We start from the raw sequence: 26,405 nt of genomic DNA, 5'->3' as shown, positions 1-26,405 counted from the left end.
TCAGTGAACGACGCCGCGCGGCAGAAACACGACGAAGTAGAAGCCGAACCAGATCGCCATCACGATCAGCGTGGCGACACCGGCCACGGCGATCGCGCCGTGCGGGCCGGCCGCGACGACGCGTTCCACTTCGTCATCCGTAGGCGGGGTCGCGCTGCGGGTATCGTTCGCTTCCATCTAGAAGTTCTCCAGTGCGGCGTTTCAGTGCAGCGGCGCCTTGCGCAACTCGTTGACCTCGCGGGATGTCACGGGCTGGCCGTGATTGCCCCACGCAGTGCGGATATAGGTAACCACGGCAGCGGCGTCGGTGTCGTTCAGTTCCTGGCCGAAAGGCGGCATGCCGTACGGTTCCGGATTGCGCATGGTGCCCGGCGGGAATCCGCCGTTGAGCACGATGCGGATCGGGTTGACCGCGGAGTCCATTTCGATCGACTGGTTGCCCGCGAGCGGCGGGTAATGCTGCAACTTTCCTTCGCCCTTCGCGCCGTGGCAGAGCGCGCACTTGTCGGCGTAGATTTTTTCGCCGAGCGCGAACACGTTGGTGTTGGTCGGCGCAGACGGCCCGGACTTGCGGCCGCTCTTGTCCGGCAAGGTCTTCAGATAGACGGCCATTGCCTTGACGTCTTCTTCCGTCATGTACTGGAGGCTGTGATACGTGACTTCGGCCATCGGACCGTACACTGCACCGCGATCGGAAATGCCCGCTTGCAGCAGATCGACGATGTCCTTGATGCTCCAGTCGCCGAGGCCGCCGTCCTTGTCCGAGGTCAGCGACGGCGCGTACCAGTTCTGCACCGGAATCAGGCCGCCCGCGAACTGCTCGCTCTGCGACGAGCCGCCGAGCATGTTGATCTTGGTGTGGCACATGGTGCAGTGCCCGAGCCCTTCGACCAGATATGCGCCGCGGTTCCATTCGACCGATTTGGTCGGATCGGGCTGGAACTCGCCCTCGCGGAAATACAGCGTGCGCCAGCCGTACAGCAGCTTGCGCTGGTTGAACGGGAAGCGCAGCGTGTGTTTGTGATTCGGCTCACGTACCGGCGCGACCGTCTTCAGATAGGCGAAGATCGCATCCGAGTCTTCGCGCGTGACCTTCGTGTATTGCGCGATCGGCATCGCAGGGTAGATCAGTGTGCCGTCCGGCGTGCGGCCGGTGCGCATCATGTTGAAGAACGCCTCCTGACTCCAGGTGCCGATGCCATACTGGGCGTCCGGTGTGATGTTCGGCGAATACAGCGTGCCGAACGGCGTTTCCATCGCGAGGCCGCCGGCGAACAGTTTGCCGCGCGGCGCCGTGTGACAGGCGACGCAGTCGCCGGCGCGCGCCAGATACTCGCCGCGTTTGACGATGTCGGGACGCGTGTCGGCGCCCGGCGCGGACGCCGTGGTGGTTTCAGCGGCGCGTGCTTCGGCGATCAGCAGGGGCGTGGGCGATGCGCGCAGAAGCGCCGCGCTGCCGGCCACGATCAGGCCGCCAATCAGCAGACTGGATACGAGCGACGCCGGCACGCGACGGCCCTTCATCGCGAGGATCAAAGCGGCGCGCACTGCGCGGAAGTAGCCCAAAGTGCGAAGTGTCGGCTTCATTGCGGTTGGCTCCCGCAGGCGAGAGGCAGCCGCTCCGTGGAGGCCGGCGCGGGCCGCGGATCGGCCGGACGTGGTTGGCGCGCGAGCCAGTTCGATACCGCGGTGATGTCCTTGTCGGTCAGCTTGACCGCGATCGAGTGCATGCAGTCCGGCGCGAGCGCGTGCCGCGTGCCCGAACGCCAGGTGCCCATCTGCCCGGCGATATAACTCGCGTGCAGACCGAGCAGGCCGGGAATGCCCGGCTGCGTGCCGGTCATGCGCGCGCCATGGCAAGCGATGCACGCCGGTATCTTGCGGGCGGGGTCGCCCTGTGTGACGAGGCGCTGTCCGGCGGCGAGCACGGCGGGTGCGACGTTGCTTTGATCGGCGTTGGGGTAGGGCGGTTGCAGATCGGCGAAATACTGGCTGATCTTGCGCAGATAGTCGTCGGGCAGGAAGGCGAGGAGGTAACCCATCGGCGGATAGGTGCGGCCGCCGTCGCGGAACGCGGTCAACTGATTGAACAGGTAGTCGGCCGGTTTGCCGGCAATCCGCGGAAAGTAATCGTTGTTCAGGCCCTGGCCCTGCACGCCATGACATGAGGTGCAGGCGCGCACGCGCTCGTCCATGGCCGAGGGCATGGCGCCGGACGCCTCGGTGGCGGCAAGCGCCGCACCGCTCCACATGACGTAAAGCACAAACAGAACCGACGATCCGATAGTTCGACGATGCACGCCAGGCCTCGATTGGGAACGTTCTTTGTTCTCGATTATCTCTCGCGCATTCTCACGTGGATTCGCTTATGAAGCCGACGGATGACGCATGTCAACTCTGCCGGTTTTTCTTGTGTAACGACTGCAAGAACAGCAAATCGAAACGGACTTATTCTGGATGGCGAGTGATGATTCGCTACGGCGATGCGATTGCTTTGCTAAAACAATGATCGGCCTGAATGCGCCTGCGGGTGGCGGTTTCGGGCTGCGGGAATTGACGCTTGAAACGTTCAGCAGCGTGTACGAGGTTGCAGGAAATTAGTCGACGCGTCAATAGCAAACAAAAGCTCATTCGACGGGACACCTGATCATGATAGGCGTCGACCAAGGGGCTTTCAACATTTCCATTGCGAATCGCCTCGTGTGTCGACGCTATCGCGCGAATGTGATCTTTTGATGATCAGCCTCGGGCTTCCATGAGACGGCGTGAGCCCATCTTCCATGAGTCAACTGAAGAGCCGCATCAAGGCCGTGCGAGCGTTGCTGACCAGTTCGGTTTCGCCGATTCGCCCAGGCAAGAGATGAAATTCCACGGCGGGCAACGCGGGCAAACCGACGCTTGCGGGACAGGCCACGACACCGCCGCCAATCGACGATTCGTTCAGGCAGGAAATACCCAGCCCGGCCTTCAGCGCGAGTTGCAGGCCGGCTACGCCGGAAGCGGAATGCGACACCACATACGGTACCTTGTGCTCGTCCAGCAGCTTCACGACGAAACGCTGCAACTGGCAGCTCGACGGCAGCAATACGAGTGGATAGGGCGTGGCCGGCCGTGGACTTGAATCGGCCGCGCTGACCCACAGCAGTTTTTCGCGGCGCACAACCGTGCTTTGCGCGCCGGTGCGCCGGCTCGCGGCGCGCGTGTTGTCCGTGACGAGCCGCAGCGAGAGACCGATGTCGAACGACGCATCGTCGCCCGCATTGCTGTCGATCACCGCGCTCGGCAGCACGGTGACGTGCAGCTTCAGACGTGGGTGCTGTTCCGAGAACGTCTTGAGAATGCGCGCGATGTCGTGCGGGCGGTAGTAGTCCGTGATGGCGATGCGCAACTCGCCGTCGAGCGAGCGGCCTTGCAGGTCTTCGAACGCGGCTTCGCTCATCGCGATGATGCGCCGCGCGTGCTCGAGCAGCCGGCTGCCGGCGGGCGTGGCGCTCACGCCCTGCTTGCTGCGCACGAAAAGCGGCTGGCCGGCGCGCTCCTCCAGTTTCTTCAACTGTTCGCTGACCGAGGACTGCGACAGGAACACGCGCTCGGCGCCCGCCGAGACGCTGCCCGATTCGGCGACGGCGACGAAGGTCCGCAACTGCGTCAGGTCAAATCCGCGTTGGCTCATGATTCGGCATATCCGATGGAAGTCATCTACTTTTCCGGCTTTTCCGATGGAAGCCTCAGCCGTAGGATACCCCTAGATTCTTTGCGGAGGGTGTCATGGGAAGCGAATCAATTGCGGGCTTAGGGTTATCCGGCGGCCGAACGGCAAGTCATCGGTGGAAGGTGTTGGGAGTCGGGTTCGCCGCCAACGCGAGTTTTTCGGCGGCGTTCTCCGGGATTCCGACGACGGCGGTGTTCTTGCGCTCCGGCTATCACCTGGGCAATGACGGGCTAGGCCTCGTGCTCGGCATGCTCGGCCTCGGCATCGCGGTCAGCGAATTGCCGTGGGGGCTGCTGACCGACCGCTGGGGCGACCGGCGCGTCTTGCTGCTCGGACTGCTTTCGACCGCGGCCGCGCTGGCCGGTCTGGCGCTGTTCGTCGTGCCGTCCGGTGCGCATGTCCCGAGCGTGACGATGCTCGCGCTCGGCCTGTTGCTGGTGGGGTTGCTCGGCGGCAGCGTGAACGGATCGAGCGGCCGTGCGGTGATGGCCTGGTTTCGCGAGGGTGAGCGCGGTCTGGCCATGAGTATTCGCCAGACCGCGGTGCCCGCAGGCGGCGGCCTTGGCGCATTGCTGCTGCCGGTGCTCGCGTCGCGTTTCGGCTTTGCGAGCGCCTATACCGTGCTGGCGCTAGCGTGCGCGATCACCGCGGTGTTCGCGTGGCGCTGGTTGCACGAACCTTCCCATATCGAGGCGGACGGCGCGCGTGAGGTGCGCGACACGGCGGCTGCGAGCGGCGTGCCCGCCAGGGTCTCGCCGTTGCGTGACATCGGCATCTGGCGCGTGGCGCTCGGCGCCGGCGCGCTGTGCGTGCCACAACTTGCCGTTGTGACGTTCGGCACGGTGTTTCTTCACGACTTCAGCCGCGCCGGCGTGCTGGCGATCAGCGTGACCATGGCCGCGGTGCAAACGGGTGCCGCGATCGCGCGGGTCTGGAGCGGCGGTTGGACTGACCGGCGCGGCAATCGCCGGGCTTACATGCGCGCCTGTAGTCTGCTGACCGCGGTACTGTTCGCATCGCTCGCGTTGCTGACGGGTCTCGCCGGCATGCATCACGCGGCGATGACCGCGGTGTTCGCACTAATGGTCGTGGTGGGCGGCGTGAGCGCGTCGGCCTGGCACGGCGTGGCCTTCACGGAACTCGCCACGCTGGCAGGGACGAGCCGCGCGGGCACTGCGCTGGCGATCGGCAACACCTGTGTGTTTCTTACGCTGTTCCTGACGCCGCTGGCGATTCCGCCGCTGTTGTCGGTCGGTTCGTGGCCGATGGTGTGGGCCGTGGCCAGCGTGTGCGCATTGATCGCATTGCCGGTGTTTCCGCGCGCGGCGCGTGAAGGCAAGGTGAGCGCCGCGCGCGCTTGCGATGCAACTTGATATGGATCACGGTGCCCGTTGTCGACGATGCTGCGGGCGATACGGCGCACCGTGCCGAAACTTCTGCGATGAATGGTCGAGTCGTTGAGTTTCCGGCGAAAATGCGCCGCTCGAGAAACTCGACAATATCCATTCCGCGTAATTATGTTTTCTATTTCTAATCAATCCGCAATGGACTATTAGTTTCTCTGTAGGATTCGGAGCGCTCCGATTTTCGTGAAGTTGTGGCGGTGATTTTATGGGCGCCTTGGCACATTGAGCGTTGCCGAGGGGCCGTTAAAGCATGTGCAGAGTGGTTCAGATTTTTCTGCGTATGCGCATTCACTCCTACAACAAACGAGAGACAATCCCAGTGAATCTTCGAATTATCCTGGCGGACGATCATCCCTTCGTTATCCTTGGCATCCGCGCCGCGCTGGAAATGCATGCCGGCGTGACTGTCGTCGACGAGGCGACGAATCCCTTTTCGCTAATAGAACGCCTGCGGAGCACGCCCTGCGATGTGCTCGTCACCGATCTCGCGATGCCGGAACACTCATTCGCCATCGACGACGGCCTGAACCTCGTGCGACGAATCCGAACCGGCTGGCCGCAATTGCGCGTCGTGGTGATGACAACTCTGGCAAACGCCGCGATTCTTCGCGCGATTGTGTCGGACGGCGCCGTGAGCATGGTCGGCAAGGCGGAGTCGATGGACGAGCTCTGGCAAGCGATTCTCGCAGCTCGGCACGGAGAAACCTATCTCGGCCGTTCCATCATCGAAGCGCTGGCGCAACCACAAGATCCCGAGTGCGAACAACCGCCGGTGCCACGTTTAACCGGCAAACAGGCCGCAGTCGTCAGGCTGCTGGTAAGTGGCCAGTCGATATCGGACATTGCTGCGGTGCTCGGCTGCGATCGTCGCACGGTCACGCGGCAAAAACGCGAAGCGATGGCCAAACTCGGTGTCACCAACGATCCCGGTCTTTTCTCTTATGTGCGCGCTTATGGGATTCTTAATTTTGAATCGCATATCTAAGCAATTTACTTTTTGAATTGACTGAGGTTGTTTCGGACCGATCTTATGTTTATTCTCGCGAAAATATTTAATCATCGTGACAGGAGCAGGGTTGACGAAAGAGGGCGGCAATCATTCAAGGTACGGAGGAGAAGTAGAAGATGCGCGACACCGCTGAGGTAAGCACACCCGTTCGCGCGATCATCGCGGACGATCATCCACTGGTGCTGCTGGCAATCGAAAACCTGATAAGCGGCTATCCGAATATGGAGATCGTCGGCCGTGCAGCCGACGCCACCGAACTCTTCGCAGAAGTCGATCGCGGTTCATGCGACCTCGTGCTCATGGACCTCTACATGCCGGGCGGTTCGGATGGCAGCGGACTGGAAGTCGTCAGGCAGTTCAAGACGCGCTACCCCGACATCGCGCTCGTCGTGCTCACCATGGAAACCGAGGCGGCCGAACTTCAAAAGGTCATTTCGCTCGGCGTCGAGGGGCTGGTGAGCAAGCGGGACCGGATCGACCTGATCCATGTGGCCGTCATCACGGCGCTGGCACGCGAGTGCTATGTCGGGCCGGCGGTGCGCGCATTGATCGCCGACGCATCGGCGACCCAGCGGCTCGATTACGTCCGGAAGATTCTCTCGCGCCGCGAACTCGAAGTGTTCACCCAATATGCGTCAGGGTATGGCGTCACCGAGATCGCCGCGCGTCTGGAACGCAGCGTCAAAACGATCAGCGCGCAGAAGTGCACGGCTATGCGCAAGCTGGCCCTGCACAGCGACGCGGAACTGTTTCGCTTCGCCGTGGAGTACGGTGTGATTCCTGAGGAGCGCGTGCCGAAGCGGCAATGAGCCGGTGATAAGTCGGCCACGTGTCGCGCCGTCGCGCCGTCGCGCGACGAATAGAAGATGTATTGGCATGCCCGGGGAAGCACATCGTGTGCAGGGCATACCAATCGATAAGACAATAGAAAATGAGACAGAAGATCCGCGTCATCATCGCAGACGATCACGACTGCGTTCGCGTCGGCGTCAAGCGCGTGTTGCAAGCCGCGCCGCACATCGAATGTGTCGGCGAGGCGGCCGACACTCACGGACTGGCGGAACTACTCGACGCCTGCGCGTGCGACGTCGTCGTTTCCGATATCAACATGCCCGGCATTCATGGCGGCAGCAACGCGGTGTCGTTTCTGCGCCGTCTGTTGCGGGGCCAGTCGCGTCCTTGCGTCGTCGTCCTCACCATGATCTGCCACGCTCACATGCTGTCCGGTCTTCTGCATATCGGCGTGGGCGGCATCGTCGATAAACGCGAGACCGTCACGGCGTTGATCGATGCGATCGAGGCAGCGTTTGCCGGGCGCGTCTATCTGTCGCAACACGCGCGTGTTGCGATGGAGGCGGCCGACACGCCGTTGCAGTTGCGCGCCGGCATGCTGAGCGCGCGCGAGTGGGAAGTCTTTCAGCTTTATGTGCAAGGCCTTGCCGTCCATGAAATCGCGGTACGTTTGCAGCGCAGCGGCAAGACCATCAGTACCCAGAAACGTAGTGCGATGCGCAAGCTCGGGCTGGAAACGGAAGCTGACCTGATCGGCTATGCGCGGCAGATCGGATTGGCCTGACAGCTGGCGAGCAATATTGCATTGCGCCGTCGGCGGATGATTTTGGCGAACCAGAAATTTAGGAGTCTTCTGATTGGTTGCGGGACGTTGGCGTCTCATAGTTCTGAATTCACTACGGCTTATTCCGTACTCTCCTGACGAAATCGATCATTTCGTCAAGCTGAGCGATTCCCGGGCCGAGAGAATTCAGGCAGATGTCTGATGGCAATCGTGCGATGCCGTCTGCCTGGGAGCAGATTCAGGAGGCGGCATGGATGCGTTAGGTAAGCGGTTGTTGGTCGAGGGTGTTGGAACGGCGTGGCTCGTGTTCGTCGGCTGCGGCAGCATTGTGTTGAACGTCGGTGCGGTCCAGCAGGCAGGTGGCGTGCTGGAGGTGGCGTTGGCGTTCGGTCTCGCGCTCGCCACGGCCACTTACTGTTTCGGCGGCGTGTCCGGCGGTCATTTCAATCCCGCTGTCACAGTGGGCTTCACTGTCGCGCAACGTTTTCCGGTCAGGGATCTGCTTCCCTACATTGCCTCGCAGATTCTCGGCGCGATCGCGGCCGCCGCGCTACTTCTTTACGTGGCGGGCGGCCGTCCCGGGTTCGATCTTGGCGCGAGCGAGTTCGCGGCAAATGGCTTCGGCGACCATTCTCCGGCCGACTATCAGATGCATTCAGCGCTGGCCATCGAGTTCGTGCTGTCCTTCGGCTTCGTCACGGCCAGCCTGTTGATCGCCCGCCGGCAAGACATGGCGTCGATCGCGCCGCTGGTAGTCGGTGCCTGTCTGGTGCTGGTCTATCTCGTGTCGATCCCGGTTACCAATGGCTCGGTGAATCCCGCCCGCTCCACGGCCCAGGCATTGCTCGTCGGCGATTGGGCGCTGGACCAGCTGTGGCTGTTCTGGGCTGCGCCTCTGTCAGGCGGGGTGATGGCCGGTGTGCTGTTCTCGTTTCTGCACGGCAAGGCCGACCACGCTGCCGCGACGCTCGCCGGCGGGCGTGGCGAAGTTGCCTGAGCGTCGCCGGGTGCCATTACCGTGTCTGCCGTCAATTTCATGCCAGGCGTTGCAATGAGGCGTGCGCTTGAACGCCTCTCGCTGGGTCTGCTCGCAGGGCTCTTATTTTTCGCCGCACAAACAACAGCGTTTGCTCAATCGTTCGACAATCGCTCGAACACTGAGGTTGTTGCCAGTTTCCCCGCGAAACTGACCGTCGGCGTGCTCGCCAACAGTTGGCTGCCGTTCGACGCTCTGCAAGACGGCCAGCTCACCGGCATGAGTGTCGACTATCTGCGTGCACTCGTCGGGCCGAACGTCGTCATCGAAGCCAAAGCGTTCCCGGACCTGCCGCAACTGCTTGTCGCAGCATGCGCCGGAAATGTCGATCTGCTGATGAGCTTTGCCCGCACGCCCGAGCGCGAGCGGTGCTTGAGTTTCACCGCGCCTTATTTCCGCTCTTCCACGTCTGTCGTGGTACGCCGGGACAGTAACAGTTATGGAAGTCCCGCCCAGTTGGCTGGAGCGCGTATCGCGCTGGAGAAAGGTTTTGCGCTCGAGCGTGTGACACGCGAACGCTTCCCACACGCCCAGATCACCACGTTCACCGCGACGCACGCCGCACTCGCCGCAGTGATCCAGGGCGACGCCGATGTTTATCTCGGCTCCACTGCTGTCGTGCAATATGCATTGTCCACCGACGAGTTTCGCGGCTTGCGAGTGGCCTTCGAGGAGAACAGCAAAACCTCCAATTTGCGCTTCGCGGTGCCCCGCAAACAGACTGCATTGCGGGACCAGCTCGACCAGGCGCTCGCGTCGATGAACCCGGCCGACGAAGTGGCGATTCGCATGCGCTGGCTATCCGGCAACTTCGACGCGAAGCCTGTGCCCGCCGCGCCGAGTCTCGCGCTGACGCCGCAAGAGCAGGCCTGGCTTCGTTCGCTGCCACCATTGCAGGTTGGTTTCGATAATCGCTGGCCGCCCTTCAGCTACGTCGACAACTCCGGCCGACCTGCGGGCATCGCCGCCGATTATCTGGCGTATCTGAGCCGCACTCTAGGCGTCGTCTTCAACCGGGCCCAAACCGCCGATTGGCCGGCCACGATCGAAGCTTTCCAGCGCGGCGAACTGGCAATTCTCGCCACAGCTTCCAGTCACGATCCACGCCTCACGAAGGCGCGGCATACCAGCGCATACGAGAGCTATCCGCTGGTGATCGTCGGGCGTGAGGACGAACCGGCTGCTCGCTCGCTGAATGATTTCGCGTCGCGCCGCATCGTCGTTTCGTCGCATGTCGCCGGTTCGGTCACGCTCGCATTCCAGCGAATTCCGGCGGACCACGTCGCGGTCGCGCCCAGTCTCGACGACGCGCTCAAGATGGTGGAGTCCGGCGAGGCGGACGTTCTGGTGGGCAACGTGGCCGCCGTGGATATCCTGCTCAAGCAACGGTACGACGGCGTCCTCAAGATCCTTGGCACGGTGGGCGACTCCGACGCGCTCGACTTCGCTGTACGCCCGGACCTGAGCCCACTCGCTGGGCTGATCGACCGTGCGCTGCTGGCTATGCCGCCCGCGGAAAAGCAGCGCATCCGGCAGAAATGGGTCACCGGCAACGCGCCGGAGTCGGGCATGTGGAGCGTGACCGCGGTACGTCTGCTGCCGGTGCTGATCGGCATCGGCGTCGCGCTGCTGATTACCCTGCGCGCCTATCTGTTGCTGCAGCGGGAAGTCAGGTTGCGCAAGAAAACCGAGCGTGAACTGGAGCTGCAACTGAACTTCCAGGAAACCTTGATGAAGACGGTGCCCTATCCGCTCGTCGCCAAGGACCTCGATGGCCGGTATATCGCCGTCAACGAGGCCTATGAGCAAGCCTGCGGGTTGGGCCGCGAGGCGATCATCGGACGAAGCACCATCGAAGTGCGGACATGGGGCGAGGCCAATAGCCGCATCCTGGACGACATCACACGCGAGATGCTGAACGGCGGCGAGACCGCGGAGGTGGAGTTGCAGTTCGAGCGCGGCGCGGGCAATGTGCGGCATGGCCTTTTCTGGACCCGCATCTGCCGCGGCAGTGACGGTCAGCCCGTTTGCGTGCTCGGCACGGTAGTCGATATCACCGATATCCGGCGCGCCGAAATGCTCGCGCGCGAAACCGAGCGACGCCTCTTCGACGTGACGCGATCGCTGCCGGCGGTGGTGTTTCAACTGCGCCGCACTGCGGATGGCGTGTATTCGTTTCCGTATATCGGTGGCGACACGCGTCATCTGCTGGGCGTGCGAGACGGTTCGCAGAGCAGCAGCGATCACGTCGATTTCCAGCGCGTGTGCGAAGAGGATAGGGCGTTCGTGCTGGCTGAACTCGAGCGCTCGGCGCACTGCGAAACGCCGGTGGACATGGAGTTCCGTTTCGCAGGCGATGAGGACATCAAGTGGGCGCGTGCCGAATTGGTACCGCATCGCGAATCGGATGGCAGCGTCGTCTGGAGCGGGTACTGGGTGGACGCCAGCGTGGAGCACGCGCGCTCCGACGAGCTTGCGCGCGCGCGTGACCTGGCCGAAGCGGCCTCGCGCGCCAAAGACGACTTCTTCGCCATGATGAGCCATGAAATCCGCACGCCAATGAATGGCGTGCTCGGTCTCGTGGAAGTGTTGGAGCGCACGCCGCTCAACGCGGACCAAGGCGAAATGCTGGGCATGATCCACGAGTCGGCCGGCGCGTTGCTGCAGATTCTCGACGACTTGCTGGATTATTCGAAAATCGAAGCGGGACGGCTGACCATCGAGGCCGAATCCATCGACATACGTGACCTGGTGGACAACGCTGTCGGCCTGTTGGCCGGCCGCGCCCATGAAAAGGGTCTCAAAGTGCGCGTGGATATCGGCTCGGACGTCGCCGCCACGCTGCGCGGCGATAGCGTCCGATTGCGGCAGATTCTCTTTAATCTGCTCGGCAATGCCATCAAGTTCACACCGCAAGGCAAGGTCGACGTGTGCGTGTCGGTCGTCGCGCAGAGCGACGGCATTCAGACGCTCGAAATGATCGTCGAGGACACTGGCATCGGCATCGCGCCGGAGGTGCAGGTCAAGCTCTTCGAGCCGTTCGTGCAGGCGGAATCGTCCACCACGCGCCGGTTCGGCGGCACGGGCCTTGGCTTGACGATCTGCCGCAAGCTGATTGACCTCATGAACGGCTCGCTCACGTTGCACAGCGAACCGGGTAGCGGCACGCGCATGACCGTGCGGCTTGCCATGCCGTTCGAGACTCAGCACTATTCCGTGAACGGCTTGCGTGGCAAGCGCGGAATCGTGGCAACCGGCGACGCGCGTATCGCCCAGGCGCTGATGCACTTCGGCGAAGCGCTCGGCCTCGAATTGCGCCGCGTTTCACCTGGCGCACCCGAACTGCACGATCGCACCGCACTGGCCGACGTGGATTTGCTGTTCGTGAATGAAGACGTGGACTTGCCCGCGGACATCAGGCCGCGCACGCGTGTCATCTGTCTGACCGAAAAGCCGAAGCCGACGGGCTACCGCATTCTCGACGACAACGTGCGCGTCAGCATCAATCCCATTTCGTGGCGCGGCCTCGGCGCCGCGTGCGCTGCCGCGATGACCGGGCTGCCTTCGGTGACGCTGCGATCGGCAGGTATCTCGCGTACGCCCGAGGGCGCCACTCCGCCTCCGGACCGCGAGCGGGCCATCGCCAGTGGCCGGCTGATCCTCGTCGCTGAAGATCATCCGGTCAATCAGGAGTTGATCCGTCACCAGCTCGCGTTGCTCGGCTTCGCGTGCGACGTCACCAACGATGGCGCCGAGGCGCTGGCCGCGCTGGAACATACGAGCTACGGGTGTCTGATCACGGATTGCCACATGCCAAAGGTGTCCGGTTACGAACTCACGCGGCGCATTCGTGAAAGCGAGCAGGGCGGCGCTTATCGCCTGCCCATTCTGGGTATCACGGCGAACACCGCGCCCGAAGACCTGAATCTGTGCCGCGACGCCGGCATGGACGACAGCCTCGTGAAGCCCACACGGCTCGCCACGTTGCGTGATTATCTGAGCCGTTGGTTCGGCACCGACAGCGCGTGGCAAGCCGCGCCTTCGGAGGCCGTCAACACGCCGGCAGTCGCCGTGCCGGATGTTCATGGCGGCGCCGAGCCGTTCGTCCCGGTCGATCTCGGGCACATGACACAACTGTGGGGTAGTGAATCGACCGTCAAGGCGTTGCTCGACTCGTTCGTGTCGTCCGTTCGCGAGGACGTGCAGTCGTTGTCGCCGTTGCTCGAGCGCGTCGAGTCAGAGCGTATCGAGGTGGACCGCGTGCGCGAGTGGCTTCATCGCGTGGCGGGGGCGGCGAGCGTCCTGCAATATCCACCGCTGCTCAAGGCACTTGAAGACTATCGCCGCGAAATCACGGTCAAGCCGCCGGAACGGGTGCGCGACGATGGGATGGTTTTAATCGACAAGTGCAATGCCATGCTGGACGGAATCGAACAGCAGGCCGCGTTGCTCGTGTAAAAAACCGCTTTCGCAGATGCGACCGCATCAAAGCGCTACAGCGCCTGTGTGAGCGGGGGCGCGACAAAAAGACGAAAAAAAACGCGGCCGAAGCCGCGTTAAAGATTTGGAGACTTCCCTCGATGAAGGAGTCACTTCTCGCAAGAAGAAGCATAACCGGGATATTGCCGGTCATTCATTACAAAATGCGCAATTAACTGTTTGAGGAAATCGATTAAAACGCCGTCGAGGCGCTTTCGGAGCGATATCGCGAGCCCGTTCGTGCGTCGGAAAAACGCACGGGATCACTACGGACAACTACAAAGTGCCACACGTTTCGGTTGCCGCAAACGCGGTGCAGTGCGCGAAAGTGACTGACTAAAAAGGCGCGATGGCCTCGCGCTCCCCAGCTAAAACAGGTTCGGCGGATTTGCACTAGTATGTGGTGGCTTCGCGCGCGGCCGAGTGTCGGTGCGGCGGTGCATCAAGTCCGGAGAAGACCATGATTGCGCTTCGAAAACTGAATCTTGCCGTGGTGCTGTGGGCGTTGGCGTCGGGCGTTGCCTTCGCGGACACGGTGGCGTTGAAGGCGGATCTCGAGCCTTCGAGCGAAGTGCCGCCTCGCGTGAGCCACGGGCACGGCATGTTGGACGCCACGTTCGACACGTCGACAAAATCCCTGCAATGGACAGTCAGCTACGAAGGCTTGAGCGGCCCGGCAACCGCCGCGCATTTCCACGGCCCCGCGCCGGTGGGCCAGAACGCCAAGATTCAGGTGCCGATCGACAAGGGCGCGCTCGCCAGCCCGATCAAAGGCTCGGCGGCGCTGACCGAACAGCAGGTGACGGATCTGATGGCGGGGCAGTGGTACTTCAACGTCCATACCGCACAGAACCCGATGGGTGAAATTCGCGGGCAGGTTTTGCCGGCGAACTAGGTGACCGGAAAGCATTACCGCGGCGACGCGGGCGCTTTTGAGATTAGAAGCGGCCATCCACCGGCGTAGTAGCGAACGCACGTAACATGACAGGACACAATCGAAGGAGCGTGTCCCGTTGAGTTGGCAAAGTGCACTCGCGTGCTGGTATCTGCGTAGACAGTTTCGACCGGAGACCCTCAAGCCACGCATCGATGTCGAAAGAGCGCGCGCGCTGACCGCCAAGCGCGTCTGGTCGCCGCGGGTGCCGGGCGGGTGGCGTCTGCGTGAGCTGTACGGCGCGGACGATACGCCGTTGCGTGGCGAGTGGATCGAGCGCGCCGACGGTGCGCCAGCCGCAAACGCCGGGCCGACCGTGCTGTATTGCCACGGCGGCGGCTACTACTTCTGTTCACCGCGTACCCATCGTTCGATCGTGTTCGGTCTCGCGACGCGCGCCGATGCGCCGGTTTTTTCCCTCGACTACCGTCTCGCGCCAGAGCATCGCTTCCCGGCGGCGCTCGACGACGCGACAGCGGCGTACCGTCAGTTAATCGCCGGGGGCATCGCGCCCGAGTCGATCGTGATCTCGGGCGATTCAGCGGGCGGCGGTCTTGCGCTCGCCACGCTGGTGGCGTTGCGCGACGCCGGCGATCCCATGCCGGCAGGCGGGCTGCTATTTTCGCCGTGGACCAATCTGGCCGCGACCGGCGCCAGCATCCGCACCAACGACGGTCTCGATCCGATGTTCAGCGGCTCGGCGATTGCCCTAGCGGGAAAGGTCTACCTCGGCGACACGCCAGCAACGCATCCCTACGCTTCTCCGGTTTATGCCGATCTGCGCGGCTTGCCGCCGCTCTTCATCATGGCGGGCAGCACCGAGGTGTTGCTCGACGATTCGCGGCGCGTGGCCGACAACGCGCGGGCGGCGGGTGTCGACTGCGAACTCGAAGTGTGGAACAAGATGCCGCACGTCTGGCCGATCTTCGCGCCGTTCATCCCCGAAGGAAATCGCGCGCTCGACCGCGCCGCGGCCTTCGTGCGGCGCGTGACGAGCCGCGCGGCTCAGCCGTCGAGCGCAATGTCGATCGCCTGATAGGCGGCTTCGACCGTTTCCTGGCCGTACTGCCGTTCCAACCGACGCACGGTGAAGTGACCGTGCGCGACCTGCTGGAAGTGGTCGATGAAAACCGTATTGACCATCGCGCCGAGCACCGCGCCGATCGCTGGGATGGATTTGGCGGCGATCTGTTCGCTCACCTGCACGGAGAAGCGCGCGGCGATCGTGTTGAGCAGGCGCAGCAAGGCTGCGGAGCCGTGCGCAGTGAAGCCTTTGGTCGCGATTTCAGACGACGCTTTCGACACCGCCTGCGCGAGCGCGCCGCGCATGATGAAGTAGCCGAAGTCGGCGTCGTCGTCGGAACTCGAGGTGCCGCCCATACCGAGCACCGTCAGACATTGCAGCTGCGTGTCGATCGACGTCAGATCCTCGCCCTCGCTGCGCGCAATGTCGCAGATCGAGCGGAACATCAGCGTGGTCGTGACCGGCAACTCGACGGGTAGCGCGAACAGCCCGAATGCGCCGCCGGCCGCGCCGGTAGTCGCCACGGCGAACTTGTGCAGCAAGTTGCTCGGCTTGTCGGGCACCACCAGCGGCGTCGCGCCGTCCTGCCGCCCCAGTGTGCGCAGCGCGATCGACAGGCACTTGCGCAAGGCCAGCTCCGTCGCGTCGGTGACTTTTTCGTTGGCGAACGCCGGCATGCGCGAGAGCAGTTTCTCCAGCGGCGCGCCGACGATGCTCGCCAGCTTCATCGCCAGAGCGGGGCTCTCCAGTTCATGTTTTGCGCGGCGCAGCGCTTTCAGGTCGTCGTCCGATAACGATTGTGTTGCGAGCGAACTCGGCTCCATGTGCCTCCCTGGCGTCATGTGATATCCATTCTTCAGTCGACTGCCGATGCGGCGAACCGCGACGGCTTGTCCCGCTTAGAGCGTCGCAGCGTGGTATGATTCCCAATCGTTTGACGTGTCAACTGTTGCTCCATCAAAAATGGCTGTCCATACCGCGGCCCACCACTCGAGTGGGCAAGTTTTACCGTTCCGTGAATCGCTACTGGCGATGCTCGGCATCTCCTTCGTTACGATGCTGGTCGCGCTCGACCAGACCGTGGTCGGCACCGCGTTGCCCACGATCGTCGCCGAACTCAAGGGTTTCGAGCTGTACGCGTGGGTCGCCACGTCGTATCTGCTGACCTCGGTGATCACCGTGCCGATTTTCGGCCGGCTTGGCGATTACTACGGGCGCAAGCCGTTCGTGATCGCGTCGATCGTCGTGTTCACGGGCGCGTCGGTGCTGTGCGGCGCGGCCAACAACATGCTCTTCCTCGTGCTCGCGCGCGGGCTGCAAGGCATCGGCGGCGGCATGCTGGTCGGCACCGCATTCGCCTGCATTCCTGATCTGTTTCCCGACTCGGTCGTGCGTCTGCGCTGGCAAGTGCTGATGAGTTCGGCGTTCGGTATCGCGAACGCGGTGGGACCGTCGCTCGGCGGTTTCCTCACGCAGTATTACGGCTGGCGCTCGGTTTTCTATGTGAATCTGCCTGTCGGCCTGCTGTCGCTGTTCTTTGTCTGGCGCTTCCTGCCGCATCTGCGTCATGTCGAACACGAAGGCAAGATGCGCCTCGATTGGCCCGGCGCCGTGTTGATCGCCGTGGCGCTCGGCTCGCTGCAACTGTTCGTCGAATTGCTGCCGAAGCATGGCGTGACCTTGAGCGCGTTGGCGTTGCTCATCTTGAGTGTCGCGTCGGCTTACGCGTTGTGGCAATGGGAAAAGCGCTGCCCGACGGCGATCCTGCCGGTCGACATGTTCCGCAACCGCAGTCTCGCCGCGCTCTTCACGCTGGCCGTGCTGGGCGGCTTTTCGATGTTCTCGCTGCTGTTCTACGCGCCGTTGCTGTTCCAGGGCGGCTTCGGCATGTCGCCGAAAGAAGCAGGCCTCGTCATTACGCCGCTGGTCGTGTTCATCACGATCGGCAGTATCGCCAATGGGCGCATCGTCTCGCGCGTGCGCAATCCGAATCTGATGCTGTATATCGGCTTTACGCTGCTCGCGCTGGCGTGCCTCGGCGTGGTCGTCGCGACGCGCGCCATGCCGCAATGGCTGTTGATGTCGTTCATGATCGTCGGCGGCTTGGGGCTCGGTTTCGTCATGCCGAACCTGACGATCTTCGCGCAGCAAACGGCCGGCCGCGAACACCTCGGTATCGCGACGGCGCTGCTGCAGTCGCTGCGGATGATCGGCGGCATGATCGGCACGGCGCTGACCGGCACGCTGGTCAGCCATATGTATGCGAGCGGCGTGCGCAGCGCGTTGGACAACGACCATGCGTCGCACTGGTTCGCGGATCTCGGCGACCCGCAAATCCTCATCAATCGCGATGCGCAAGCCACTTTGCTCAGCCAGTTGACGCATGCGGGCCACAACGGCGCGATGCTGCTCGAGAGCGCGCGAGAAGCGCTCGTGTCAGCGATTCATCTGGGTCTCGCCATGGCGGCGATCATCGCCGTGGTGTCGGTCTGGCAAAGCCGCCGCGTGCCGCCGATCAAACTCCAGCGCAAGCTCGAACCCGTGATTCACGCGGACTGATTTTTCGACTCACCGTTTTACAGACAGATCATGGAAGAACAGGACCGCGTCGCCGTCATGCAGCAATTCGGCCGCACATATCGGGCGTTCATGTCGGCTTTCGAGGCGCACGTCGGCCATCCGTTGCCGCGCTGGCGCATTCTGCTCGCGCTGCACGAGCAGGCTGGCGAGTCGTCGCAGAAGCGGCTGGTGGAGCGCTTGCGCGTCGATCCGGGCGCGTTGACACGGCAACTGAAAACGCTGGAAGGTATGGGCTGGATCGCTCGAAGCATGGATACGCGCGATAACCGCGTGACCAACGTGCGCCTGACCGAAGCGGGCCAGTCGGCGACGGAAGCCAGCTTGCCGCGTCGCAACGCGTTTATGCATGACACGATAGCCGTGTTGCCGGACGACGCGCTGAACGCGCTGTCGGGTGCGCTGAAAATGCTCGAGGCAAGGATCAGCGAAGTGGCGGCGACGGCCAGCGCAGTTGAGGCTGTCGCTCAAACATCCGAGACAGTGGGCAGTGAAGCGCCACGCCAGTCTTGATTTGCCGGACGGGCACGGTTAAACAAAGTCACCTCGCCGGAGCGGCGCGAAAAACCCGCCCTTACGCAACACCACGAAAGGCGCGCCTCGTTGCCCGAGAACGCGCCGTTCGCAAAACCCATCAGAAGAACGTTTCAATCACTTCCGTGACGCGATACGCCGGATCGACCACCAGCACCTGACGCCATTTGTCGAACGTCAGACACGGATGCGAGATGTCGAACGCGATCATGTCGCCCACTTTCAGGTCAGCGCCTGCGGGAATCCGCAGATACGCGTGCTGGTCCATCAAGCCGAAAATCTCCCAGCCTTCGCTCGCCGCGATATCACGCGGGGCTTCGTTGCCCGGACGATAGTGGCGCGCCGGTTCCGGCATGCCGGCGTCGAACGCGGAATCGCGTTTGCCGAGACCGATGATCGCGCGATCCGGTTCGGGAATCGACTGTACATACGCCCACAATTGCAGCGCGGGAAGCAGCCCTTCGCCCATTTTCTTCGCGACTGGATTGCGCGCGAAAATTTCCGTCTGCGCCTTGCGATAGATGCCGACGTCGTGCGTCAGATAGCAGCCGGGACGCAGTACGACCTCGACCTTGCCGGTCTCCGACGCCTTCACGAATTCTTCCGCGACCACGTCGTACCAGGCCGAACCCGCGCCCGAGAGCACCGCCGGCGTACGCGCAAAACGGCCTTGCTCGACGAGTTCGCGCGTGACCGCGACCGCGCTTTGCAGAAACTCGCGCACTTCGTGTTCTTCCTTGAGCACGCCTTCATACAACTCGACGCCGGCGAGCTTCAGCGTGTTCGGATAGCGTGCAATCGCCTCGAGCACTGCGTTGCGCTGCGCCGCGTCGCGCACGCCCGTGCGCCCACCCGGCACGCCGAGTTCGAGCAGCACTTGCAACTGCTTGTTCACCGACTTGAAAAACTCGCCCAACTGCTCGACGCCTTCAACCGAATCGACGAGACAGAAGAATTCGAAATCCGAATCGCTCAGCAACTCGGCAACCATCATCATGTTGTGACGGCCGACCAGCTGGTTGGCCATGAGAACACGCGAAACGCCGCCGTGGTAAGCCGCGCGCACCTGATGCGCGGTGGCGAGCGTGATGCCCCACGCGCCGTTTTCGAGCTGACGGCGAAACAGCTGCGGCGCCATGGTGGTCTTGCCGTGCGGCGCGAGCTTGACGCCGTATTCCGCGACGAATGCCTGCATCCACTTGAGGTTGTGCTCCACGCGGTCCGCGTACAGCACGGCGGCCGGCAGGCTCACGTCTTCGTTCAGCAGGTTCCACTCGAGGCGCGCGGCATCCGTGAGTTGGATACTGGTGCCCGGAACCATGCCCAAGCCCTTGCTATGAGGATCAATCGTTGCGCCCTGATAGTTTGTAACTTTCATGTCTCCCTGCTCCATCGTCCAGTTAAATTGAATCAAAGTTGACTTTACCATGTTACCGAAAGTACGATGGATGAAGAAATGTTATTTAGTACCACGGTTGGGCGGAGGCGGGTTATAAGCCTTCGCGCGGCCTCCCACAGTCTGCAATGAACTTAACCGCCGAACCGCTGGCTTTCGACATCGTCGCGCGCATTGCCGAATGCGCGCCGGAACTGCGCTCGGCTGAACGCAAGGTCGCCGCGCTGATTCTCGACGATCTGACCGGCGCCTCGCGCGCCAGCATCGGCGCGCTCGCGCAGCAGGCGGAGGTGAGCGTCGCAACCGTGACGCGCTTTGCCAAGGCGGTCGGCTGCCGCGACGTGCGCGAGCTCAAACTGCGGCTCGCGCAGGCGGCCGCCGTTGGGCAGCGTTTCCTGAAGGCCGGCGGTCCGAACGACGCGCCCGAGCCGATCGCGACCCGCGTGTTCGACGAATTGCAAACCGCGCTGGCGCACAACCATCAATTGCTGCGCCAGGCGCCGCTCGGCGACGCGGCCGCCGCCTTGCGCGGCGCGCGCATGATCTACGTGTTCGGCATGGGCGGCGGCTCGACCGCGCTCGCCGACGAGATGCGCTTCCGGCTCGTGCGTCTCGGGCGGCCCGTGGCGACCTATCAGGACGGCTTGCTGCAACGCATGGTGGCGAGCACCGTGTCGCGCGAATGCGTGGTGATCGCGCTCTCCACCACCGGGCGCGTGCCCGAGATGGTCGAGAACTGCAAGATCGCGCGCAGCTACGGCGCAACCGTGATCGCGCTGACCGCGCCGGCGTCGCCATTGGCGCGACTCGCCGATTGGGTGATTCCGATCGTGGCCTTTGAAACTGATTTCATTTACAAGCCGTCGTCGTCGCGCTACGCGATGATGATGGCGCTCGATGTGCTCGTCACCGAACTTGCCGTCAGTCAGGGTGACGAGAGCCGCGAATTGCTGCGCCGCATGAAACATGCACTCGACACGCACCGCGGCGGCGGCGATCGACAACCGTTAGGAGACTGATCCATGCACTCGCATCCCGAAGCCGCCGACACGCTGATCGTCGGCGCGCAACTGTATGACGGCACGGGCGCGCCGCCTGTCGAACGCGACGTCGCGGTTCGTGACGGCCGCATCGTCGCGATCGGCAATCTGTCGAACTGGCTCGCCGAAGAAGTGATCGAGGCCGAAGGCCGCGCGCTGGCGCCGGGCTTCATCGACGTTCACACGCACGACGACACGCACGTGATCCGCTCGCCGCAAATGCTGCCGAAGATCACGCAAGGCGTGACGACGGTGATCGTCGGCAATTGCGGCATCAGCGCGTCGCCGGTTGCGCTGAAGGGCGATCCGCCCGATCCGATGAACCTGCTCGGCGAGCGCGACGCATTCCAGTATCCGACCTTCGCCGCGTATGTCGAAGCGGTGAACGCGGCGCGGCCGGCGGTGAACGTCGGCGCGTTGATCGGGCACACGGCGTTGCGTAGCAACCAGATGGACCGGCTCGACCGCGCGGCCACGCCGCAGGAAATCGACGGCATGCGCGCGCAGCTCGAAGAAGCGTTGGCCAACGGCGCGCTGGGTCTGAGTTCAGGGCTCGCATACGGCTCGGCGTTTTCGGCGCCGACTGAAGAAGTGATGGCCTTGGCCGAACCGCTCGCCGCGGCCGGCGCGTTGTACACCACGCACATGCGCACCGAATTCGACGCGATTCTCGACGCCATGGACGAGGCTTATCGCGTGGGCCGTCACGCGCACGTGCCGGTGGTGATTTCGCATCTGAAGTGCGCGGGTCCGTCGAACTGGGGACGCAGCGAGGAAGTGCTGAATTCGCTCGAAGGCGCGCGCCGTCTGCAGCCGATCGGTTGCGATTGCTATCCGTACAACCGCAGTTCGTCGACGCTCGACGTGAAGCAGGTGACGGGCGACATCGACATCACGATTACGTGGTCGGAGCCGCATCCGGAGATGGCGGGCAAGCTCGTGAAGGAGATCGCGGCGGAGTGGGGCGTTTCGCAGCAGGAAGCCGGCAAGCGGCTGCAACCGGCGGGCGCGGTGTATCACAACATGTCCGAAGAGGACGTGCGGCGCATCCTCTCGCATCCCGCGACCATGGTCGGCTCAGACGGGCTGCCGAACGATCCGCTGCCGCATCCGCGCTTGTGGGGCGCGTTTCCGCGCGTGCTCGGCCACTACGCGCGCGACGCGGGCTTGCTGCCGCTCGAAGAGGCGGTGCGCAAGATGACCAGCTTGTCGGCGCGTCGCTTTGGTCTGGCGCAGCGCGGCGAGGTGCACATCGGCTATCACGCCGACCTGGTGCTGTTCGACCCGGCCAAGGTGCGCGACGCGGCGACGTTCGAGAACCCGGAGCAGGCCGCCGACGGCATCGACGCGGTGTGGGTGAACGGCGTCTTGACGTATCGCAATGGCGAAGTGACGGGCGAGCGCGCCGGGCACTTCGTGGCGCGCGGCGCGGCATCGAAGGGTGACGCGCACGGCGCGTTCTGATTATTTGCCCGATTGCATGATTAATTGATTGATTGCGGCGCGCGCGGCGATTCTGCCGGACGCGTGCCGGACTTTTTGAGGAGTGTGATGATGAAGCGATATGGTGTTGAAGGCGGGAAGGGAACGGGCGGTCAGCATATGCCGTTTGCGCGTGCAGTCGAAGCGGACGGCTGGCTGTTCGTGTCTGGACAGACGCCGATGGAAAACGGCGAAGTGATCAATGGCGGCATCGTCGAGCAATCGCACAAGGCGATTCAGAACGTGTTCGCGATCCTGAAGGAAGCCGGCTATGGCGCGGAGCATGTGGTCCGCTGCGGCGTGTGGCTGGATGACCCGCGCGACTTCGCGTCGTTCAACAAGGTGTTCCGCGAGTATTTCGGCGAGAACCCGCCGGCGCGCGCCTGTGTCGTTTCTTCGATGGTGATCGACTGTCGCGTTGAAGTGGACTGTGTGGCTTATAAGAAGCCCACGGCCTAACTCTGAATACTTAGCCAGTTTCATTCGCCGCGGAATCGCATCGGATTCCGCGGCGAACAAGCTGCTATTTACTGCCGCGCCAGCCGCATATTGTCAGGCATCGGCAAGTTGTAATTCGTGCGGAACGGATTGATATCCAACCCGCCGCGCCGCGTATAACGCGCATACACCGCGAGCTTCACCGGCTTGCAGGCCTTCAGCACATCGATAAAAATCCGCTCGACACACTGCTCGTGAAAACCAGTGTGATTCCGATACGAGATGATGTAGCGCAGCAAGCCCGCGTGATCGATCTGCGGGCCCACGTAATGAATCTGCACGCTGCCCCAATCGGGCTGCCCGGTCACCGGACAATTCGATTTCAGCAAGTTGGAGAACAGCGTTTCTTCGACCGGTGCCTCATCCAGCGCCGCTTTCATCAAGGACGCGTCCGGCTGATAAACGTCGGTATCGAGATCCAACCGATCCAGCGACAAACCCTCGAATTCTTCCATCTGCAATTTGCCGAACTCATACGGCGCGGCCAGATGAACGGACACGCTCGCACCGCACGACGCGGACACATCGCGCTTGATCGTGTCGCGCACCGCCTCCATCGACCCGAACGCGGTCTGCGCGAATGAGCCGAGGTAGAGCTTGAACGATTTCGACTCGACGATATTCGGCGAATCCGCCGGCACGAAGAACGTTGCCACCGCGATTTGCGGTTTGCCGCGCGCATTCAGCCACGACAACTCGTACGCATTCCAGATGTCCGTGCCGAAGAACGGCAACTGCGCGCCGATGCCGATCGCCTCGCGCGCATTTTTTCGCGCGATCGGAAACAGCAAAGAAGCGTCGTATTGTTCGGTGTAAGTGGAGGCCTTACCCAGCGGTGATTGTTCGGGTGTCATGATGCGTTCACGATGCCACTCAGCACGTGCCCCGTCGCCGTCACGACGCGGGCCGATTCGCAGTGGCCAATTTGGTCGTCGAAGAAAAAGTCCGGCTCGAACTCGCGCAGGAATGCGCTCTTGTCGAGGCCGCCGAGGAACATCGCTTCGTCGATTTCGATGTTCCACGCCATCAAGGTGCGGATTGCGCGCTCGTGCGCGGGCGCTGAGCGCGCCGTCACCAATGCCGTACGAATATGCATCGGCGCGGCTTCATCCGCGAGTTTTTGCAGCCGGTGCAGCGCTTCGAGCAATGGCTTCAAGGGGCCATCCGCGAGCGGCAGATCCTTGTTGTGAATCTCGTGGCCGACGAATGCGCGCAAGCCGTCCTTCTGGAATACGCGCTCGGCTTCGTCGGAAAACAGCACCGCGTCGCCGTCGAAGGCAATGCGGATTTCGTCCGGATACTTGCTCGCCATTCTCGCCGATTCGGGCAAGACTCGCGCGGCGGGAAATCCGGCGGCCAGCGCGTCGCGCACGTCCTGCTGATTCGCGGACAGAAACAGCGACGCGTTCAACGGCTTCAGATAGCCGAACGGCGCGCGTCCGCGCGTAAACACTCCGCGCTCGATGGCGAGCCCATGCTCGCGGCACGAGTGGAACGCGCGCAGTCCGCTGATCGGATCGCTGCGCGAAAGAATCACCACTTCGACGCGATGACCGCTGGTGTTCAAGGCCAGCAGCTTGCGGATCAGCGGAAACGCCACACCCGGTTTGGCGGGCACGGTCAGGCGGTCGCGCTGCAACGCTTCATAGGCCTGCAGGTTGCCTTCCTCGTACACGCGGTTCTCTTCCTCGAAGTCGAACAGCGCGCGCGACGAGATTGCCACCACCAGTTTGTCGACAAGCGAAAGAGCCATCTGCGCGTTTCAGTCCTAAGTAATCAAGCGAGGAACAGGCGATACACCGGATTCTGCGTCTCTTCCCAGTTCGGATAGCCGAGCGTGGCGAGAAACTTGTTGAACGCTTCATTCTCGCTGTCCGGCACCTGGATGCCGACCAGAATCGAACTGTAGTCCGCGCCCTGGTTGCGATAGTGGAACAGGCTGATGTTCCAGTTCGGCGCCATCGACGAGAGGAATTTCATCAGCGCGCCCGGGCGCTCGGGAAACTCGAAACGGAACAGACGTTCGTCGTGTGCCAACGGCGAGCGCCCGCCGACCATGTAGCGGATGTGCTGCTTGGAGAGTTCGTCGAACGTCAGGTCGACTGTGGCGAAGCCGTGCGCTTCAAACGCGCCCGCGATCTGCGCCGACTCGCTGCGATTCCTGATCTGCACGCCCACGAAGATATGGGCGGAGTTCGCGTCCGCAATGCGGTAATTGAATTCGGTGACGCTGCGCGTGCCGACCAGTTCGCAAAAACGGCGGAAACTGCCACGCTCCTCGGGAATCGTCACGGCGAACACCGCTTCGCGCGCTTCACCGACTTCGGCGCGCTCGGCCACGAAGCGCATGCGGTCGAAGTTCATGTTCGCGCCCGACGTGATCGCAATCAGCGTCTGGTTCTCGATGCCTTCGCGTTCCGCATACTGCTTGGCACCAGCCACTGCGAGCGAGCCGGCGGGTTCCAGCACGCTGCGGGTGTCCTGGAAGACGTCCTTGATCGCGGCGCATAGCGCGTCGGTATTCACGAGCAGCACGTCGTCGAGATATTCGCTGCACAGGCGGAAGGTCTCTTCACCGACCAGTTTCACCGCCGTGCCGTCCGAGAACAGACCCACTTCGTTCAGCGTGACCCGCTCACCGGCTTTCAGCGACGCCGCCATCGCGCACGAATCATCGGTCTGCACGCCGATCACCTTGATCTCCGGGCGCACCGACTTCACGTACGCGGCGACGCCCGCCGCCAGTCCACCGCCACCGATCGGCACGAAGATCGCGTGAATCGGGCCCTGATGCTGGCTGAGAATTTCCATCGCGACGGTGCCCTGGCCGGCGATCACATACGGATCGTCGAACGGATGCACGAAGGTCAGACCGCGCTCTTCCTGCAGTTTCACTGCGTGTCCGTAGGCGTCGCTATACGATTCGCCGAACTGCACGACTTCGACAGTGGGACCGCCGTGCGCGCGCACCGCATCGACCTTCACCTGCGGGGTCGTGACAGGCACCACGATGATCGCCTTCACGCCCATGCGCGCCGCCGACAGCGCCACGCCCTGCGCATGATTGCCCGCCGACGCTGTAATCACGCCGCGTTCCAACGCTTCGGAAGGAATATGCGCCATCTTGTTGTACGCGCCGCGCACCTTGAACGAGAACACCGGCTGGTTGTCCTCGCGCTTCAGATAGACCGGGTTGCGCAGACGCGCCGACAGATTCGGCGCGCGTTCGAGTTCGGTCTCGCGGGCCACGTCGTAGACGCGCGCGGTCAGGGTTTTTTTCAGGTAGTCGTGGGAAGCCATGCGGGTGGCGCGGAGCGCTTGGTGAGACGGGAAAGGGTCAATGATAGCGCCAACGGTGTACGCTCAGGCCCTCGGCTGATGCACTGGCGCCGCGCCGTACAGCGCCGCCCGACCGTTCGGTTGGTCAATCCGGCAGGTGGGCGCCACCTTACGATTCGCCACGAAAGTGCCCAAACCCCCGCCGCTGTTCCGATTTCAGCCGTCAACGCGTGGCGGGATCATGCGGTAGAATTCCATTTTGGAATAAGGATCGGAAGATGCACTGGCAGCCTCGGATCGCCCACTTGATGCCCGCCCCGCGTGAGTCTTGCCCCGCGGCGGAGCGTCACGTCCGCCACGCACGATCGTGTAGTTATATCTGAGCGCCGCGAAGCGACCGGTGTGGGTTTGGCCGTCGGTCGT

General features: G+C 62.9%; 22 protein-coding genes. 13 read left to right on the top strand and 9 right to left on the bottom strand.

What is annotated here, in order from left to right; all coding sequences use genetic code 11:
* The 4 genes from ACQKRQ_RS08735 to ACQKRQ_RS08720 all read right to left on the bottom strand — a co-directional run bounded on the left by ACQKRQ_RS08735 (window position 1) and on the right by ACQKRQ_RS08720 (window position 3,673).
* A complete protein-coding gene (locus tag ACQKRQ_RS08735) occupies window positions 1–177 on the bottom strand; it encodes a hypothetical protein (RefSeq protein WP_165923876.1) in 177 nt (58 codons plus the stop codon).
* Between the two features lie 24 nt (window positions 178–201).
* On the bottom strand, window positions 202–1,587 hold the full coding sequence (locus ACQKRQ_RS08730) for a c-type cytochrome (protein WP_427476403.1): 1,386 nt from the start codon (window positions 1,585–1,587) through the stop codon (window positions 202–204).
* A complete protein-coding gene (locus ACQKRQ_RS08725) occupies window positions 1,584–2,300 on the bottom strand; it encodes a c-type cytochrome (RefSeq protein WP_427476402.1) in 717 nt (238 codons plus the stop codon). The genes ACQKRQ_RS08730 and ACQKRQ_RS08725 overlap by 4 nt, the downstream gene beginning before the upstream one ends.
* 485 nt (window positions 2,301–2,785) lie before the next feature.
* On the bottom strand, window positions 2,786–3,673 hold the full coding sequence (locus ACQKRQ_RS08720) for a LysR family transcriptional regulator (protein ID WP_408431784.1): 888 nt from the start codon (window positions 3,671–3,673) through the stop codon (window positions 2,786–2,788).
* A gap of 95 nt (window positions 3,674–3,768) precedes the next feature.
* Between ACQKRQ_RS08720 and ACQKRQ_RS08715 the strand changes: the two genes are divergently transcribed.
* The 8 genes from ACQKRQ_RS08715 to ACQKRQ_RS08680 all read left to right on the top strand — a co-directional run bounded on the left by ACQKRQ_RS08715 (window position 3,769) and on the right by ACQKRQ_RS08680 (window position 15,188).
* Window positions 3,769–5,085: an MFS transporter gene (locus ACQKRQ_RS08715; protein ID WP_427476400.1), complete on the top strand. Its 1,317-nt coding sequence runs from the start codon at window positions 3,769–3,771 to the stop codon at window positions 5,083–5,085.
* Window positions 5,086–5,398: 313 nt separating this feature from the next.
* Window positions 5,399–6,103: a response regulator gene (locus ACQKRQ_RS08710; protein ID WP_427477153.1), complete on the top strand. Its 705-nt coding sequence runs from the start codon at window positions 5,399–5,401 to the stop codon at window positions 6,101–6,103.
* A 140-nt stretch (window positions 6,104–6,243) separates the two neighbouring features.
* On the top strand, window positions 6,244–6,936 hold the full coding sequence (locus ACQKRQ_RS08705; protein WP_408178301.1) for a response regulator: 693 nt from the start codon (window positions 6,244–6,246) through the stop codon (window positions 6,934–6,936).
* A gap of 122 nt (window positions 6,937–7,058) precedes the next feature.
* Entirely contained in the window at window positions 7,059–7,703 is a 645-nt protein-coding gene (locus ACQKRQ_RS08700) for a response regulator (protein WP_408178302.1), read from the top strand.
* Window positions 7,704–7,953: 250 nt separating this feature from the next.
* Window positions 7,954–8,700, top strand: coding sequence for an aquaporin Z (gene aqpZ / locus ACQKRQ_RS08695; RefSeq protein ID WP_427476397.1), 747 nt, complete (start codon window positions 7,954–7,956; stop codon window positions 8,698–8,700).
* Between the two features lie 54 nt (window positions 8,701–8,754).
* Window positions 8,755–13,197: an ATP-binding protein gene (locus tag ACQKRQ_RS08690; RefSeq protein ID WP_427476396.1), complete on the top strand. Its 4,443-nt coding sequence runs from the start codon at window positions 8,755–8,757 to the stop codon at window positions 13,195–13,197.
* A gap of 481 nt (window positions 13,198–13,678) precedes the next feature.
* Window positions 13,679–14,113, top strand: coding sequence for a CHRD domain-containing protein (locus tag ACQKRQ_RS08685; RefSeq protein ID WP_132376085.1), 435 nt, complete (start codon window positions 13,679–13,681; stop codon window positions 14,111–14,113).
* Between the two features lie 118 nt (window positions 14,114–14,231).
* Complete coding sequence (locus ACQKRQ_RS08680; protein ID WP_427476394.1) at window positions 14,232–15,188, top strand: alpha/beta hydrolase; 957 nt, start codon at window positions 14,232–14,234, stop codon at window positions 15,186–15,188.
* Here ACQKRQ_RS08680 and ACQKRQ_RS08675 read toward each other — a convergent pair.
* The gene (locus tag ACQKRQ_RS08675) at window positions 15,158–16,000 is read right to left on the bottom strand and encodes an EcsC family protein (RefSeq protein WP_132376984.1); all 843 of its coding nucleotides are present in this window, start codon (window positions 15,998–16,000) and stop codon (window positions 15,158–15,160) included. The two genes, ACQKRQ_RS08680 and ACQKRQ_RS08675, sit on opposite strands and share 31 nt — an antisense overlap.
* Window positions 16,001–16,139: 139 nt before the next feature.
* Between ACQKRQ_RS08675 and ACQKRQ_RS08670 the strand changes: the two genes are divergently transcribed.
* Together ACQKRQ_RS08670 and ACQKRQ_RS08665 are read left to right on the top strand one after the other, a co-directional pair.
* Window positions 16,140–17,735, top strand: coding sequence for an MDR family MFS transporter (locus ACQKRQ_RS08670; RefSeq protein ID WP_408284222.1), 1,596 nt, complete (start codon window positions 16,140–16,142; stop codon window positions 17,733–17,735).
* Between the two features lie 30 nt (window positions 17,736–17,765).
* The gene (locus ACQKRQ_RS08665; protein ID WP_427476392.1) at window positions 17,766–18,266 is read left to right on the top strand and encodes a MarR family winged helix-turn-helix transcriptional regulator; all 501 of its coding nucleotides are present in this window, start codon (window positions 17,766–17,768) and stop codon (window positions 18,264–18,266) included.
* Window positions 18,267–18,387: 121 nt separating this feature from the next.
* Here ACQKRQ_RS08665 and ACQKRQ_RS08660 read toward each other — a convergent pair whose 3' ends face one another.
* The gene (locus tag ACQKRQ_RS08660; protein WP_427476390.1) at window positions 18,388–19,665 is read right to left on the bottom strand and encodes an amino acid deaminase; all 1,278 of its coding nucleotides are present in this window, start codon (window positions 19,663–19,665) and stop codon (window positions 18,388–18,390) included.
* Between the two features lie 146 nt (window positions 19,666–19,811).
* Between ACQKRQ_RS08660 and ACQKRQ_RS08655 the strand changes: the two genes are divergently transcribed.
* From ACQKRQ_RS08655 to ACQKRQ_RS08645, 3 genes are all read left to right on the top strand, one after another.
* Window positions 19,812–20,702 carry a MurR/RpiR family transcriptional regulator gene (locus ACQKRQ_RS08655; protein ID WP_132376080.1) on the top strand — a complete coding sequence of 297 codons (891 nt, stop codon included), beginning with the start codon at window positions 19,812–19,814 and terminating at the stop codon, window positions 20,700–20,702.
* A 3-nt stretch (window positions 20,703–20,705) separates the two neighbouring features.
* Window positions 20,706–22,187, top strand: a complete 1,482-nt coding sequence (locus ACQKRQ_RS08650; protein ID WP_427476388.1) for an N-acyl-D-amino-acid deacylase family protein — start codon at window positions 20,706–20,708, stop codon at window positions 22,185–22,187.
* Between the two features lie 90 nt (window positions 22,188–22,277).
* On the top strand, window positions 22,278–22,664 hold the full coding sequence (locus tag ACQKRQ_RS08645) for a RidA family protein (RefSeq protein WP_007179354.1): 387 nt from the start codon (window positions 22,278–22,280) through the stop codon (window positions 22,662–22,664).
* A gap of 68 nt (window positions 22,665–22,732) precedes the next feature.
* Here ACQKRQ_RS08645 and queF read toward each other — a convergent pair whose 3' ends face one another.
* The 3 genes from queF to ilvA are packed head-to-tail and all read right to left on the bottom strand — an operon-like array spanning window position 22,733 to window position 26,003.
* Window positions 22,733–23,557: an NADPH-dependent 7-cyano-7-deazaguanine reductase QueF gene (gene queF, locus ACQKRQ_RS08640; RefSeq protein ID WP_427476387.1), complete on the bottom strand. Its 825-nt coding sequence runs from the start codon at window positions 23,555–23,557 to the stop codon at window positions 22,733–22,735.
* Window positions 23,554–24,456 carry a 5'-nucleotidase gene (locus tag ACQKRQ_RS08635; RefSeq protein ID WP_132376077.1) on the bottom strand — a complete coding sequence of 301 codons (903 nt, stop codon included), beginning with the start codon at window positions 24,454–24,456 and terminating at the stop codon, window positions 23,554–23,556. Before ACQKRQ_RS08635 ends, queF begins: the two co-directional genes overlap by 4 nt.
* 23 nt (window positions 24,457–24,479) lie before the next feature.
* Complete coding sequence (gene ilvA, locus ACQKRQ_RS08630) at window positions 24,480–26,003, bottom strand: threonine ammonia-lyase, biosynthetic (RefSeq protein WP_427476386.1); 1,524 nt, start codon at window positions 26,001–26,003, stop codon at window positions 24,480–24,482.
* Window positions 26,004–26,405 lie beyond the last annotated feature (402 nt).

Origin of the sequence: Paraburkholderia sp. NPDC080076 (genome assembly GCF_050281145.1) — a bacterium.
Taxonomy (GTDB): domain Bacteria; phylum Pseudomonadota; class Gammaproteobacteria; order Burkholderiales; family Burkholderiaceae; genus Paraburkholderia.
This window is presented reverse-complemented; position numbering and strand designations above follow the sequence as displayed.